This is a genomic window from Nocardia arthritidis (assembly GCF_011801145.1).
Classification (GTDB): domain Bacteria; phylum Actinomycetota; class Actinomycetes; order Mycobacteriales; family Mycobacteriaceae; genus Nocardia; species Nocardia arthritidis_A.
In genome coordinates this window covers 5,344,121-5,361,779 of record NZ_CP046172.1, presented here as the reverse complement: position 1 = coordinate 5,361,779, position 17,659 = coordinate 5,344,121, and the positions used below count along the sequence as shown (strand labels likewise).

The 17,659-nt window shown below is 66.9% G+C and carries 1 protein-coding gene (only partly in view); it reads left to right on the top strand.

The annotated features are described in order from the left end of the window. Positions 1–17,659, top strand: partial view of a non-ribosomal peptide synthetase gene (locus F5544_RS24085; RefSeq protein ID WP_167475295.1) — the 3' portion only. 3,110 nt of this gene lie to the left of the window's left edge; only the last 17,659 of its 20,769 coding nucleotides appear in the window; its start codon lies off the left edge, out of view; the stop codon is at positions 17,657–17,659.

The window sequence follows — 17,659 nt, the reverse complement described above, 5'->3', positions numbered from 1 at the left end:
GCCGGGGTTCATGGTGCCGGATCGGGTGCTGGTGCTCGACGAATTGCCGCTGACCATGAATGGAAAGGTGGACAGGGCGGCCCTCCCGGAGCCCGTATTCGCACGCGCGGATTATCGTGCGCCGTCGACACCGTGGGAAGAGCGCGTCGCGGCGGTATTCGCCGAGGTGCTCGGGGCGGACCGGATCGGGGCCGACGACGACTTCTTCGCGCTGGGCGGCAATTCGTTGTCGGCGACGCGGCTTGCCGCCCGATTGGCCGAGGGGACGGGTGTCGCCGTAGCGGTGCGCGACATCTTCGATGCGTCGGTGGTTCGCGAGCTCGCCGAATTGATCTCCGCGCGAGCGGTTTCCGCGCGGGCGGCGGTCGACGGCCCGATACCGAGCCGCCGGGAGCGGCCCGAACGGGTGCCGCTTTCGTTCGCGCAGCAGCGGATGTGGTTCGTGAATCGGCTCGCGCCCGAATCGGTCGCCTACAGCATTCCGCTGGTGCTTCGGCTGTCCGGTGGATTGGATGTGGCGGCATTGTCGGCGGCGCTGTGGGATGTGCTCGCCCGGCACGAGGTACTGCGTACCCGCTACCCGGATATCGACGGCGTCCCGTTCCAATCCGTGATTCCGGTCGAGGGACTGGCCGATGCGGTCGACGTGGATATGCGTCCGGCGCCGGTGGCCGAGACCGAGCTGGCGAGTGCGGTTTCCGGCATAGTGCGGGTGGGATTCGATGTGGCGCGGCGGGTCCCGTTGCGGGTGCGGCTCTTGTCCGTGGGGCGCGATGAGTTCGTCCTGGTGATGGTGGTGCACCATATCGGTGCGGACGGCTTCTCGATGGGTCCGCTGGCGCGGGACCTGGCGACCGCGTACTCGTCCAGGCGCGCTGGGCGGCCACCGGATTGGGCGCCGTTGCCGCTGCAATACGCGGATTACGCGTTGTGGCAGCGGGAATCGCTGGGTTCGCCGGACGACCCGGATTCGCCGCTTTCCCGGCAGCTTCGGTACTGGTCCGACGAATTGCGCGATCTGCCGGAGGTATTGGAGCTGCCGACAGATCGGCCACGGCCTGCTGTCGCATCCCACAAGGGTGGGACCTATGGCTTCGTACTCGATCCGGCGGTGGTCGACGGCCTGCATGCGGTGGCGCGGTCGCACGGGGCGACCGTGTTCATGGTGTTCCACGCTGCGCTCTCGGTGGTGCTGTCGCGCCTTTGCGGCAGCGGCGATATCGCGGTGGGTTCACCGGTATCGGGTCGCGGCTCGGCCGTGTTGGACGAGCTGGTCGGCATGTTCGTGAATACGGTGGTGTTGCGCGTGCGGGTGGACGAGTCGGTGTCGTTCGCCGAACTGCTCGGCCGGATACGCGGTGTGGACCTGGCCGCGTTCGAGCATGCCGAGGTGCCGTTCGAGCAGGTGGTGGAGGCACTGGATCCGCCGCGCAGCCAGGCGCATCATCCGCTGTTCCAGGTGCTGCTCGCATTCCACAACCTCGACGCGGAAGGGATCGAACTGCCCGGCGTCGACGTGACCCCCTCCGGCGTCGACACCGGCGTCGAACGATTCGACCTGACCCTCACGCTGACCGACACCCCTGATCGCGACGGGGCCATTCCGGTCCGACTCGGTTATGCCACCGACCTTTTCGACCCGGGCACGATCGCGGGATTCGCCGATCGCCTGCGACGGGTGCTGCGCGCCGTCGTCATCGATCCCACCGTACCGGTGCGCGACATCGACATTCTGTCGGCGGAGGAACGGCGCCTGCTCCTCACGGATCGGGGTGGCGACAGCGGACTCGACCGTACCGCTCTCGGCATCGCGGACAATGCGGGCGAATTGACGCTGCCGGTCTTGCTGGCCGCAGCGGTGACCGCCAATCCGGATGGCGATGCCGTCGTCGACGGTGATCGCCGCATCTCGTACCGCGAACTCGATGAACAGTCGAATCGACTGGCGCACTTCCTGATCGGATGCGGGGCGGGACCGGAGTCGATCCTCGCCATCGCGCTCCCACGATCGCTGGAGTGGGTGCTCTCGGTGTGGGCGGTCAGCAAGACCGGCGCCGGATTCCTGTCCATCGATCCGGCGCATCCGCTCGATCGCAACCAATTCATGTGCGCCGATTCCGGTGTGCGAGCGGGGATTACGCTCGGTCGATACGCCGCGACACTGCCGGTGGACGGTTTGTCGTGGCAGGTGATCGATGACCCGGCCGTGGCAAGCCGAATCCAAAGGTCCCCGGAAACGCCGGTGGCCGATACGGATCGGCGTGGAGTACTGCGGGCGAGCAATACCGCCTACATCGTGTACACGTCGGGCTCGACCGGACGTCCCAAGGGTGTTGATGTCACCCACGCCGGACTCGCCGCGGTCGCCGCCGCGCATATCCAGCACTACGCGGTGGATGCCGATTCGCGTGTATTGTCCGTCGCGGCACGGACTTTCGATGCCGCGATGCTCGAGATCCTGCTCGCCGTCCCCGCGGGCGCCGCCATGATCATGGCGCCCGAGGACGTATACGGCGGACAGCCGCTGGCCGAGCTGATGCGTGATCGGCGGATCAGCCACGCGTTCCTGACCCCGTCGGTGGTGTCATCGATGGATCCGGACGGGCTGGACGAGCTGCGCGTGCTGACGGTCGGCGGTGAGCGCTACTCGCCGCAGCTGGTCACGCGATGGTCGCATAGCGACAGTGCCGGTGTGCGAAGGTTTTTCAATACGTATGGTCCGACCGAGGCCACGATCATCATGATGATCAGCCGTGAGCTGCGGGCCGGAGATTCGCTGAACCTCGGCTCGGGTATCGGCGGCATTTCGGTGGTGGTGCTGGATGCGTGGTTGCGTCCGGTGCCGGTAGGCGTGGTCGGCGAGCTGTATGTGTCGGGTTCCGGTGTGGCCCGGTGCTATCGGGGCCGGGCCGGGTTGACGGCGTCGACCTTCGTCGCCGATCCGTTCGGGGAGGCCGGGAATCGGTTGTACCGAACAGGGGACCTGGTGCGCTGGGTTGTCGACGAAACCGGTTCGGGCGCTGGTGTTCTGGTATTCGTCGGCCGGTCCGATTTCCAGGTGAAGGTGCGCGGCCAGCGGTTGGAGTTGGGTGAGGTCGAGGCCGCGCTGTGCGAGCTCGATGGAATCGAGCAGGCGATCGTCGTCACGCGGGAAAGTGCCGACGCCGCCGTACGTTTGGTGGGATATGTCCGCCAAGAAGCGGGATACGCGGTCGATCCGGAGGCGATCAGGCAATCGATCGGCAGGCGGCTGCCGGGATACATGGTGCCGGATGTGGTGACGGTGCTCGACGAGTTCCCGTTGACCAGCAGCGGCAAGGTGGATCGCCGGGCGCTGCCGGAACCGGTCTTCAGCCCGCATGCGTTCCGAGCGCCGTCCACGGTCGCCGAAGAGGTCGTCGCAACGATTTTCGCGGAAGTGCTCGGGGTGGAGCGGGTCGGTGCGGACGATGACTTCTTCGCGCTGGGTGGGGATTCGATCGTTTCGATCCAGGTTGTCTCCCGGGCGCGGGCGTCGGGCGTGGTATTCGGTCCGCGGGATGTGTTCGAGCAGCGGACCCCGGCGCGGCTGGCGGCATGCGCGCGGCTCGACGACGGCCAGGGCGGCGGTTTGGCGGAGTTGGCAGGCGGTGGCGTGGGGGAGATGCCGCTGTTGCCGGTGGCTCGGTGGATGGTGGAGTGGGGCAAGGGTTTCGACCGATTCGATCAGCACGTCGTGGTCCGGCTGCCTGCGGGCGTCGACGAGTCGGGTTTGATCACGGCCATCGGTGCGCTGCTCGATCACCACGATATGTTGCGTTCCAGGTTGCGGCGCGACGAGTCCGGCGAATGGTCGCTGACGGTCGCCCCGCGGGGGGCGGTGGATCCGGCGGCGGTGCTGCATCGCCGAGTGCTCGACCCGGATATCGCGACCGGCGGTACGGCGCGGGTGGCCGAAATCACTGTCACGGAACTGGATTCGGCCCTGGGTCTGTTGGATCCGACCGGCGGTGTGATGGTGCGGTTCGTGTGGCTGGATCCGGTCGGAGCCGGCGTGCCGGGGTGGTTGGTGGTGGTGGCGCATCATCTGGTGGTCGACGGTGTGTCGTGGCGGATCCTGGTCCCGGACTTGATGTCAGCGCTCGAACAAGTGAAATCCGATGGGGCGGTGGTGCTTCCGCCGGTCGGTACGTCTGTTCGACGCTGGGCGCACGGGTTGGCCGCCGCCGCGACCGAAGCGACTCGCGTCGATGAGTTGGAGTTGTGGCGGTCGATGGTGGCCGGAGTCGATCCGGTGCTGGGTGGACGAGAACTGGATCCGGAGATCGACACCGCCGCGACGCTCGATCAGCTCGAAGTCGAACTGCCTGAGTCGGTGACACGGTCGTTGCTCACTCGGGTTCCGACGGTGTTCCACGGTGGTGTGAACGATGGCCTGCTCGCGGGTTTGGCTGTGGCGGTCCGGATTTGGCGGGAGCGGGCGGGAGTCTCCGAAGCGTCCGTGTTGATCCGGTTGGAGGGCCACGGTCGTGAGGAGCGGGTCCTCGCCGGTGCGGATCTATCGCGGACCGTGGGTTGGTTCACCACGATGTTCCCGGTCCGTTTCGATCTGGCCGGAATCGACTGCGATCAAGTGGTCGCCAGCGGGAATGCGGTTGCGGCCGCGGTGTTTTCGGTGAAGGAGACCCTGCGCTCGATCCCGGACAAGGGCATCGGTTACGGGATGCTGCGCTACCTCAACCCGGACACCGCCGACCTGTTGCCGGACCGGATGCCCGGCCGCATCGGATTCAACTACCTCGGCCGAATCACGAACGCCGATACCGGCGAAGCCGAGATCCACGGCGGCTTGGGTGAGTTGCACGCATCGCCGGATCCCGGTATGCCGGTGACAACCGTGCTGGATGTGAGCGCGATCGTGCTCGAAGAGCGGCTGCGAGCGACCTTCCGGTTCCCGCGTACCCTGCTCGATCCGGACGAGGTCGAAGCGCTGGCGCAATTGTGGTCGCGGGTGCTGACCGCTGTCGCCGAATACGCCGAAACACCGGGCGCCGGTGGACATTCCCCATCCGATTTCGAACTCGTCGAGCTGAATCGGTCGGAAGTCGCCGCGCTCGACCGCGCCTACCCGTCACTGAGCGACGTATGGCCGGTGACCCCGCTGCAGGCCGGACTCCTCTTCCATGCCCACTTGGCGGGCGCCGAGGCGGATGCCTATATCGCTCAGCTGGTTCTGCACCTGTCCGGCGCTCTGGATCTGCCGCGCCTGCGCGCGGCGGCGGAAACTCTGGTGCGACGTTACCAGGGTTTGCGAACCGCGTTCGGCACGACCGACGCGGGCACGACCGTTGCGGTTATCTGCGATAGTGTCGAATTGCCTTGGCAAGTAGTCGATCTCAGCGATACCGCCGATCCGGCGGCCGGGTTGGACGAGCTGGCGGCGCGGGAGAAGGCGCGGCCCTTCGAACTCGGCACACCGCCACTGTTGCGTTTCACCGTCGCCGCGCTGGGCGGTGATCGCTGGGCGCTGATCATCACCAACCACCATGTCATCCTCGACGGCTGGTCCTATCCGCTGCTGATCACCGAGCTGTTCAGCGAATACGTGGGCGAGCATTCGAGCATCGCGCCCGGCTCGTACCGGGATTACCTGGCGTGGTTGACAACTCGTGACCGGGATGCCGCCCTCGCCGCGTGGGCGGATGCTCTCGACGGCGTCGAACCCACCCTGATCGGCAGCGACGCGACGGCCGGTACACCATCGGTGACGCAGCGATCGATCGCGCTCGACGGTGTTGATACCCGCGCGCTGATGACCGCGGCCGCGGCCGCCGGGGTCACGGTGAACACCGTTTTGCAGTCGGCGTGGGCGATGATGGTCGCGCGGCTGAGCGGCCGGACGGATATCGTCATCGGCGCGACGGTCTCTGGGCGTCCCGCCGAATTGCCCGGCGCCGAACGCACTATCGGGCTGTTCATCAATACGATTCCCGCCCGGATCCGGCTGGATCCCGGCGAGACCGTCGCCGAGCTGTGGGCCCGCGTCCAGCGTGAGCAGGCCGCGTTGCTCGACCATCATCACATCGGGCTGCGCGATATTCACGCGTTGACGGGCCACGACGGCCTCTTCGACACCCTGATGGTGCTCGAGTCGTACCCGATCGATTTCGACAGCATCGAAAACACCGTCGGCAGCGGTGATCTCGCGATCACCGGCATCACCGCCGCCGATGCCACCCACTATCCACTGACGTGTACCGCGATGGTGCGGGATACGCTGCGAATCCGGTTGCAGTACCGGCCGGAGATGTTCGATGCGGCCACGATCGGCGGGCTCGCCGACCAAATGCTGCGGCTGCTGCGGACATTCGCACACGCCCCGGCCGCGCCGGTACGCGATATCGACGCGCTGCCCGAATCCGAGCGAAATCGGCTGGTGCGCGAATGGGGTCGCAACGGAACCGCGGATGACGATGCCGTCGGGCATTCGGTCACGCTGCCCGATCTGCTGGCCGCGGCGGTGGCCGCGGGTTCGGACGGTATCGCGGTGATCGACGGCACCCGGTCGATGTCGTACCGGGAGTTGGATGAACACTCGAACCGGTTGGCACGGTTGCTGATTCGGTACGGAGTGGGTGCGGAATCGGTGGTGGCGATCGGGGCTGCGCGATCGCTGGAGTGGGTGTCGGCCGTATGGGCCATCGCGAAGGCGGGCGCCGCGTTCGTCTCGGTGGATCCGGCCCACCCGATCGAACGGAACGAGTTCGTATGTGCCGATTCCGGTGCGCGAGTTGGCATTACAACTGAAGCGCAACGGCCCGCTTTGCCGGATCAGAACATGACATGGGTGGTGGTGGACGATCCGGCGGTCGTGGCACGGCTCGATGAATGCGCGCCGACCGACGTGGATCGGCCGGTGCGGGCGGCGAATACGGCCTATATCGTCTATACGTCGGGTTCGACCGGGCGGCCCAAGGGCGTGGCGGTCACGCACGCGGGGTTGGCGGCCGCGGTCGCCGATCATGTGCAGCGCTGTGCCGTCGACGCCGATTCACGAGTGCTGGGCGTCGCCGCCCGGACCTTCGATGCGGCGATACTGGAGCTGTTGCTGGCACTGTCCGGTGGTGCGACATTGGTGCTGGCCCCGCCGGATGTCTATGGGGGACAGCCACTTCGAGACCTGTTGCGCGCCGAGCGCATCAGCCACGCCTTCCTTACCCCGTCGGTGGCGCTGTCGCTGGATCCGGCGGGCCTCGACGATCTGCGGGTCATGCTGACCGGTGGCGACCGATGCGGACCGCAACTGGTGTCGCGGTGGGCGGGCACCGACGCGTCGGGATCACGCACGGTGCACAACCTGTACGGTCCGGCGGAGACCACGATTTGGGTGACGGCGGCCGAGCTCGCGCCCGGTCGGCCGGTGCGGATCGGCCGCCCGATCACGGGTGTCGGCGCGGTGGTGTTGGATCCGTGGCTGCGCCCGGTGCCCGCCGGCTTGGTCGGCGAACTCTACGTATCGGGACGCGGTGTCGCGCGCGGGTACCTGGGCCGGGCCGGCCTGACCGCGGCCCGCTTCGTCGCCGATCCCTTCGGTGCGCCGGGCGGGCGGCTGTACCGGACCGGTGATCTGGTCCGCTGGACCGTCGACGAAACCTGCTCGGGCACAGGTGAGTTGGAGTACGTTGGCCGATCCGATTTCCAGGTGAAGCTGCGCGGGCAGCGGCTGGAACCGGAGGAGGTCGAGGCCGCGCTCACCGCCGTCACCGGTGTCGAGCAGGCCGTCGTCATCGTGCGTACCGCCGAAAATGCCTCCGGCAGCGGCGGTATCCGGTTGGTCGGGTACGTGGTGGCCGCACCGGGGCATGCCGTCGATCCGGCGGAGATCAGGCGGCAGGTGGGTGAGCGGCTGCCGGGCTACATGGTGCCGGATGTGGTGCTGGTATTGGATGAATTGCCGTTGACCGGCAGCGGCAAGATCGATCGTCGGGCGCTGCCGGAACCCCATTCGAGCCCGCGGGCATTCCGGCCGCCGTCGAATCCGGTGGAGGAGATCGTGGCGAGGGTTTTCGCCGAGGTGCTCGGGGTGGAGCGGGTCGGTGTCGACGAGGATTTCTTTGCGCTGGGCGGAGATTCGATCGTTTCGATCCAGGTGGTCTCCCGGGCGCGAGCGCTCGGTGTGGTGTTCGGCCCGCGCGATGTGTTCGAGCATCGGACTCCGGCCCGGTTGGCGGCGCATGCGCGAGTGGCCGATGAGCCCGGTGGTTTGGCCGAATTGGCCGGTGGCGGTGTGGGGGAGATGCCGCTGTTGCCGGTGGCGCGGTGGATGGTGGAGTGGGGGAAGGGATTCGATCGGTTCGATCAGCATGTGGTGTTGCGGTTGCCGGAAGCCGTCGCCGAATCCGAGATGGCGGCGGCGGTACGCGCGGTCATGGCGCGGCACGACATGTTGCGTTCCCGGTTGTGGCGCAATGATTCCGGGGAATGGTCGTTGGTGGTCGCCCCGCCGAATGGCGAATCGGCGCCCGGCGTGCTGCATCGTCGCGTAATCGATCCGGGCGTCGACATCGACTCCGATTTTGTTGCGGCGGAACTGGATTCCGCGCTGGGCCGGTTGGCTCCGGCCGATGGCGTGATGGTGCAGTTCGTCTGGCTGGACGCCGCCGGACATGGTGCGCCGGGATATTTGGTGGTGGCGGCGCATCACCTGGTGATCGACGGTGTGTCGTGGCGGGTGCTGGTTCCGGATCTGTTGTCGGCGTTGGCGCAGGCGCGGGCGGGCGTGACGCCGGTACTGGCTCCGGTCGGCACATCGATGCGGCGCTGGTCGCACGGTTTGGCGGCAGCGGCGACCGAAGCGACCCGGATTCGGGAGTTGGGGTTGTGGCAGTCGATGGTGTCGGGTGTCGATCCGGTGCTGGGTGGCCGGGAACTGGATCCGGAGATCGACACCGCCGCAACGCTCGATCAGCTCGAAGTCGAACTGCCTGAGTCGGTGACGCGGTCGTTGCTCACTCGGGTGCCGACGGTGTTCCACGGTGGCGTGAACGATGGCCTGATCGCGGGACTTGCTGTGGCGCTGCGGATTTGGCGCGAACGGCAGGGTATCGCCGAGCCGTCGGTGTTGATCCGGTTGGAGGGACACGGCCGTGAGGAGCAGGTGCTCGCGGGCGCCGACCTGTCGCGGACCGTGGGCTGGTTCACCACGATGTTCCCGGTCCGCTTCGACCTGACCGATATCGATCTCGCGGACGTGGCCGCTGGTGGTGATGCCGTTGCGGCGGCGGTGTTCTCGGTGAAGGAAACCCTCCGTTCGATCCCGGACAAAGGCATCGGCTACGGAATGCTGCGCTACCTCAACCCGGAAACCGCGGATCTGCTGCCCGCCCGGATGCCCGGGCGCGTCGGGTTCAACTACCTCGGCCGGGTCTCGACCGCCGATCTCGGTGGCGGGCTGGACGGCGGTCTGGGGGAATTGCGGGTGACGCCGGATCCGGACGTGCCGGTAACCCCGGCGGTCGATGTGAGCGCGATAGTGCTGGAGGACCGGCTGCGGGCCACGTTCCGTTACCCCCGCACACTCCTCGGCAACTCCGCGATCAAGGAGCTGGCCGGGCTGTGGTCGCGGATACTGACCGCGATCGCCGGACACGCCGAAACACCCTGCGCCGGTGGGCATTCCCCATCGGACTTCGGGCTGGTCGCGCTGACCCGGCCGGAAATCGCCGCGCTGGACCGCGGCTACCCGTCGCTGACCGATGTGTGGCCGGTGACCCCGTTGCAGGCCGGAATGCTGTTCCACGCCGAACTGGCCGCAACCGATTCCTATGCCGCACAGGTCATTCTGCACCTGTCCGGCGAGCTCGACCCGGAGCGCTTGCATGCGGCGGCAGCGGCGCTGTTGACGCGGCACGACGGTTTGCGGACCGCGTTCACCACCACCGGCGGCGGCGCGACCGTCGCGGTGATCGGCGACGACCTCGAACTGCCCTGGCAGATAGTCGATCTCACCGGCCTTCGCGATTCCGACGGCCCACTGCGCGAGCTGGCCGCGGTCGAGAAGGGCCGGAGGTTCGATCTCGCTTCCGCGCCGCTGCTGCGGTTCACCGTCGCCCGGTTGGCCGCCGATCGTTGGGCGTTGATCGTGACGTATCACCACGCGATCGTCGACGGCTGGTCGCTGCCGCTGCTGATCACCGATTTGTTCACCGGCTACGCCGGTGCCACCGGCGCGGAGCCGGGATCGTATCGAGACTTCCTGGCGTGGTTGACAACTCGCGATAGAGAGGCGGCCAAAGCGGCGTGGGCGAAGGCCCTCGACGGTGCCGAACCCACCCTGATCGCGGACACCGCCGCGTCCGGTGCGGTGGTGGATCTGTCGATCACGATCGATAGCGCGGGCACCCGGCGGCTGACAGCCGCGGCGGCCGCGGCCGGAGTGACGGTGAACACCGTCCTGCAGTCGGTGTGGGCGATGACGATCGCGTGGTCGAGCGGCCGGACCGATATCGTCTTCGGCTCCACCGTATCCGGGCGCCCCGGCGAATTGTCCGCTGCCGAGCGAACTATCGGACTGTTCATCAATACGATTCCGGCCAGGGTGCGGCTCGACCCGGCCGAGACCGTCACACAGCTGTGGTCCCGGCTGCACCGCGAGCAGACCGCGCTGCTCGACCATCAGTACATCGGCCTGACCGAGATCCACGAGCTCACCGGCTACGACAGCCTGTTCGACACCGTAATGGTGCTGGAGTCGTATCCCGTTGACACCCAGCACATCCGGCGGATCACCGGGCATGGCGACCTGGAGATCACCGAGGTGGTCGGCGCCGACTCCACCCACTACCCGTTGACCTGCACCATGATCCTGCAGGACACACTGCGGATCCGTCTGCAATACCGGCCGGAGGCGTTCGACTCCGCCGCGATCACCGCATTCGCCGGACGCCTGGAACAGTTGCTCGGCTCCATCGCGGACGACCCGGCACGGCCCGTGCGCGAGATCGAGCAGCTGTCGGCGGGCGAGCGCGAGCGCCTGCTGCGGGAGTGGAACGACACCGCCGTCCCGATCGATTCCGGTGCGACCCTTGTCGATCTGTTCGATCGGCAGGCCGCCCGGACGCCGCATGCTGTCGCGGTGATCGCCGGGGCGCAGCGAATCAGGTACGGAGAGCTCGATATTCGTGCGCATCGCCTGGCGTCGGCACTTGCCGCACAGGGCGCCGGGCCGGAAAGCATTGTCGCGGTGGCGCTGCCGAGGGGCATCGATCTGATCACCGCCCTGCTCGCGGTGCTGAAAACCGGCGCGGCCTACCTGCCACTCGATCCCGCATCGCCCGCGGACCGGCTCACCTATATCGTCGCGGACGCGCAACCGCGGCTCGTTGTCGCCGACGAGACAACCGCCGATCTCATTGGCGGCACATCGTGTCTGCGTATCGATCAGCTGCCGGACACCACGGACGGGCATATCGATTCGGGCAGGTTGTGTCCGGAGAACGTGGCGTACGTGATCTATACGTCGGGTACGACGGGTAATCCCAAGGGTGTTGCGGTGACTCATGCGAATGCGGTGTCGCTGTTCGGTGGGACGCAAGTTTGGTGTGGGTTTGGTTCGGATGATGTTTGGGCGTGGTGTCATTCGCAGGCGTTCGATTTTTCGGTGTGGGAGATTTGGGGTGCGCTGCTGCACGGTGGTCGTGTGGTGGTGGTGCCGCGTGAGGTGGCGTATTCGCCTGCCGAGCTGTGGGGTCTGGTTGTCGAGCAGGGCGTGACGATCCTCAATCAGACGCCGTCGGCGTTCTACGCGTTGCTCGAGTCCGGCTGCGACTGTGCCGAGTCGGCCCTGCGGATGGTGGTGTTCGGCGGTGAGGCGTTGGATCCCAAGCGGTTACAGGCTTGGCGGCCTATCGAAGGGCGACGCGGTCCGGTGCTGGTGAATATGTACGGCATTACCGAGACCACCGTGCATGTGACGAAACAGGTGCTCGCCGAGGAGCATTGGTCGGGTGATCCGGGTGTGAGCCCGATCGGTGTGCCGTTGGCGAATCTGCGTGTGTACGTGTTGGATTCGTGGCTGCGCCCGGTACCGATAGGCGCTGCGGGCGAGCTGTATGTCGCCGGTAATCAGGTCGCGCGAGGATACCTGAGCAGGCCGGGCCTGACCGCGGCGCGCTTCATCGCCGACCCGTTCGATCCGACCGGCGGCCGGTTGTACCGCAGCGGTGACGTGGTTCGATGGACCCAGACGGGTGTGCTCGAGTATGTCGGTCGCGCCGACGAGCAGGTCAAGATCCGCGGGTACCGTATCGAACTCGGCGAGATCGAGGCCGTCCTCGCGGCCGAGGACGCCGTCGCCCGCGCTGTAGTCACGGCGCGCGACACCCAGGTGCCGGACGGTTCCAAACAGCTCATCGCGTATGCGGTTCCCGACCCAGCCAACGCTCCTGTGGCACTGAAATGCCTAGAGTTACAACGCGATGGCGTGATCGAAGCACACGAATTGCACGAGCTGCCGAACGGTATGTCGGTGGTCGGCCGTAACCGGTCCAACGTCGAATTCCTGTACGAGGAGATCTTCGGACGCGCGGAGTACTGCCATGCCGGTATGACGATCCCGGAGTCGGGTTGTGTGGTGGATCTCGGTTCGCATATCGGGATGTTCTCGATCTATGCGAAGCAGATCTCACCGGCCGTGAAAATCTATGCGGTCGAGCCGATGCCGGAGCTGCGGCGGATGTATGAGGCCAATGCGGCATTGCACGACCTGGATGCGATTTTGGTGCCGTACGCGATCGGCGCGGAATCGACCACCGATACCTTCACCTACTATCCGGAAATGTCGATGCTGTCCGGTCGCGGCACGGACCGAAGTGTGCAGCGCGACCTCCTCGAATCCTTCATACACCACGAATCACAAACGGAGAGTGAAGATCTCGTCTCACTCGAGCAGCTGATCGAGAACAGGCTGCGCTGCGAGCGCATCGAGGTGCCGGTTCGAACCTTGTCGCAGATCATCCAGGAATACGGGATCGATCACATCGATCTGCTGAAGATCGATGTGGAGGGCAGTGAGCTGGATGCGTTGCGTGGTATCGAGCCGTGTCATTGGTCGTTCATCGATCGGATGGTGCTCGAGGTCCACGATGTCGAGGACCGGTTGGCGGGTGTCGAAAAGCTGTTGTGCGAACACGGATTCGAGGTCGCGAATCGCATCGCGCCGAATATGACCGGCACCGGCCTGTACCTCGTCTACGCGCTGCGCCGGAATCTCGATCGGCGTCACGGTACGACGGATGTGCTGCGGCCGCATGAGAAGTGGTGCGGCCCAGTATCTCTTGGCAGGTTGCTGCGCGAACGCCTCGGTGCCCGGCTGCCCGGATATATGGTGCCGGACCTGGTGATGATGGTCGATGAATTGCCGCTGACGGTGAACGGAAAGGTGGACAAGGCGGCGCTGCCGGAACCGGTGTTCGCGCAGGCGAATTACCGTGCGCCGTCGACGCCGCTGGAACAACTCGTCGCGACCGTATTCGCCGAGGTTCTCGGGGTGGAAAGGGTCGGCATCGACGACAACTTCTTCGCGCTGGGTGGAAATTCGCTGTCCGCCACCCGGTTGTCGGCGCGACTGTCGGATCGGGTGGGCGCCGCGATCGCGGTACGGGACGTATTCGATGCCCCGACCGTCGGCGAGCTGGCCGCGCGGGTGGCCGGCGCCGGCGCCGCGCCGGGACTGCCGCTGGGGCCCCGGATCCGGCCCGCGCGGGTGCCCCTCTCGTTCGCGCAGCAGCGGATGTGGTTCGTGAACCGGTTCGCGCCGGGATCGGTGGCCTACAGCATCCCGCTGGTGCTGCGCCTGTCGGGTGCATTGGACGTGGCGGCATTGTCGGCGGCGGTATGGGATGTGTTGACGCGGCACGAGGTACTGCGGACGCGGTACCCGGATATCGACGGCGTGCCGTTCCAGTCGGTGGTTCCGATCGAGGAATTGGCGGACACGGCCGATATCGATCTCGCTCCCACTACGATAGCCGAAAACGACTGGTCCACAGCGGTTTCCGATGTGATCGCAAAAGGATTCGATGTGGCCGAACGTGTCCCGCTGCGGATTCGGTTGCTCTCGATCGACGACGAGCGTGAATTCGTCTTGGTGCTCGTCGTGCACCACATCAATGCCGACGGGTTCTCCATGGCTCCGCTGGCCCGCGATCTCGCCACCGCGTACACGGCGCGATGCACTGGGCGGCAACCGGATTGGGAACCGCTGCCGGTGCAGTACGCGGACTACACGCTGTGGCAGCGTGAACTGCTCGGTTCGGCCGACGATGCCGAATCGCCGCTCGCGCGGCAGATCCGGTATTGGAGCGGCCGATTGGTGGATCTGCCCGAGGTGCTGGAACTGCCGACCGATCGGCCGCGCCCCGCGGTCGCCACCCACCGGGGCGCGCGGTACGGCTTCGCGATCGAACCGAGCGTGGTGTCCGGGCTGCGACGGTTGGCGCGTGCGCGGGGCGCGACGGTGTTCATGGTCTTCCACGCGGCATTGACGCTGGTGTTGTCCCGACTGTCCGGCGGCGGCGACATCGCCATCGGTACACCGGTTTCCGGTCGCGGATCGGCACTGCTGGACGACCTGATCGGCATGTTCGTGAATACGGTGGTGCTGCGCACCCGAGTCGACGAATCGGTGTCGTTCGCCGAATTGCTCGAAGAGGTCCGCGCGGTGGACCTGGACGCGTTCGCGCATGCGGAGGTGCCGTTCGAGCAGGTGGTGGAGGCGCTGGATCCGCCGCGCAGTCAGGCGCATCATCCGCTGTTCCAGGTGATGCTCGCCTTCCACAACCTGGATCAGGCCGGTCTGGAACTGCCGGGGGTGAGCGTGACGCCCTCGGATGCCGACACCGGCACCGAGCGCTTCGATCTGACGTTCACGCTCACCGACGCCCCTGATCGCGACGGCGCGATGCCCGTCGGGATCAGCTACGCCGCAGACCTTTTCGACGCGGTTACCATCGCGTCGCTGGCGCGACGGCTGGGGAAGGTACTGGCGGCGATCGCCGACGATCCCACTGTCCCGCTGCGGGATATCGAAACCCTGTCGACAGCCGAACGCGCGCGACTGCACGAATGGGGCCACAACCACCGAGCCGTCACGCCTGATGTGACGCTCCCGAGCTTGCTGGCGGCCGCCGTGGCCGGAAACCCGGATGGGCTGGCCGTGCTCGACGATGATCGGCGGCTTTCCTACCGGGACCTCGACCAGCACTCGAACCGCTTGGCGCGTTACCTGACCGAATGCGGTGCCGGTCCGGAATCGGTTGTCGCGGTGGCGGTTCCGCGGTCCGTGGAATGGGTGGTCGCGGTGTGGGCGATCGCCAAGACGGGGGCCGCGTTCCTGTCGGTGGATCCGGCGCATCCGCTGGAGCGCAATCGATTCGTGTGCGCCGATTCCGGTGTGCTGCTCGGGATTACGATGGGCAGCCATCGTGCCGCGCTGCCCATGGAAGGGATTTCGTGGCTGGTGCTCGACGATCCCGCCACCGCGAACCGGATCGAGCGGTGTGCGCGAACTCCGTTGACCGACCGAAGGTTGCGCGTGGAGAACACGGCGTATGTGGTGTACACGTCGGGTTCGACCGGACAGCCCAAGGGCGTCGAGGTCACGCATGCCGGGTTGGCCTCGGTGGTCGCCGATCACCTGGATCGCGGTGCGGTCGATGCCGATTCGCGGATACTGGGTGTCGCCGCGCGGACCTTCGACGCGGCGATCCTGGAATTGCTGCTCGCGGTAACCGGATCCGGGGCACTGGTGATCGCGCCACCCGATGTGTACGGCGGCGAGCCGTTGCGAAATCTGTTGCGCGACCGGCATATTACGCATGCGTTTTTGACTCCTGCGGTGGCGATGACGGTGGATCCGGTGGGTTTGGATGATTTGCGGGTGGTGTTGACCGGTGGTGATCGGTGTTCGTCGCAGGTGGTGTCGCGGTGGGCTGGTACGGATTCGGCGGGTGTGCGTCGGGTGCACAATTTGTACGGTCCGGCCGAGACCACCATTTGGGTGACCGGTGCGCGACTGACGCCGGACCGCCCGATCGTTATCGGTGGCCCGATCGCCGGTGTGTGCGTGGTCGCACTGGATGCATGGTTGCGTCCAGTGCCCGCCGGAGTGGTCGGAGAGCTCTATGTATCGAGTTCCGGTGTGGCACGGGGCTATCGGGGCCGGGCGGGGGCGACGGCGTCGCGGTTCGTCGCGGACCCGTTCGGCGAACCGGGACGCCGGATGTACCGAACCGGTGACCTGGTGCGCTGGATCGTCGACGAATCCGGTTCGGGCGCGGCGGTTCTGGAATACGTCGGCCGATCCGATACGCAGGTGAAGGTGCGCGGGCAGCGCGTGGAACTCGGCGAGGTCGAGGCCGCGCTGGCCGGCGTCGCGGGCGTGGAACAGGCGGTGGCCGTGATCCACGATGCCGTGCGCCTGATCGGGTACGTGGCGGGACGTGAGCTGGATCCGGCCGCCGTGCGCCGATCGGTGGCCGAACGACTGCCGGGCTATATGGTGCCGGACGTCGTGCTCGTACTCGACGAACTGCCGCTCACCGGCAGCGGAAAGATCGATCGGCGGGCGCTGCCCGAACCGGAACGCACGCCGCGGGTGTTCCGCGCGCCGTCGACGGCGGCCGAGGAACTCGTGGCCGCCGTGTTCGCCGAAGTGCTCGGCGTCGAGCGGGTCGGCGCCGACGACGACTTCTTCGCGCTGGGCGGCAACTCGCTCACCGCGATACAGGTCGTCTCGCTGGTGCGCTCCCGGACCGGCCGACAACTGCAATACGGTGAGCTCTTCTCCGACGCGACACCGGCGTCATTGGCGAAAGCAATGGAGAACGGGCCGAATATCTCGCTCGGCGTGCTGACGCCGCTGCGCTCGTCGGGCAGCAGGCCGCCGCTGTTCTGCGTGCATCCGGGCGGCGGCCTGGCCTGGGTATACGGAGCACTGGCGGGACAGCTCGACCCGGACCGCCCGGTTTACGGCCTGCAGGACCCGTACATCGTCGCCGCTGAGCCGCGGCCGGAATCCGTTGGGGCATATGCGGATCGGTACGTCCGCGAGATCCTGGCGCGGTTCCCGGACACCCCGTGCAATCTGGTCGGTTGGTCGCTGGGTGGTCAGATCGCGCATGCGATCGCCGTGCGACTGCAGGAGTTGGGGCATCCCGTCGGCCTGCTGGCGCTCGTCGACGCGAGTCCGGAGTCGGGTCCGGCGGAGGCACCCGAGCCGACGCGGCGCGAGGTCGCGACCGCCGTCGCGCGGATACTCGGCGGCTGGCGCGACGCGCTCGGCCTGGACGACGTGCCGGAGATCGAGGATCTGGCGGAGTTCTACGCGCTGCTCGGCGATCGGATCAGCCGGGCCGGGCTGCTGTCGTCCAAGCAGGTGGAACGGGTGTTGGAAAGTTTCTCGCGGCCGGTCCCATACGTTCCGGGCCGCTTCGCGGGCGACGCCCTGCTCTTCACCGCGGCCCGCGAATCCGGCCGGGACCGACTCGCGGAGAGCTGGCGCGCGCACATCACGGGACGGATCGAACGGATATCGATCGATGAATGGCACACCGGAATGCTGAACGCCGACCGAGCGGCCGAAATCGCGGCGATCCTCGAGGCCCGGCTCGAGGATCGCTGA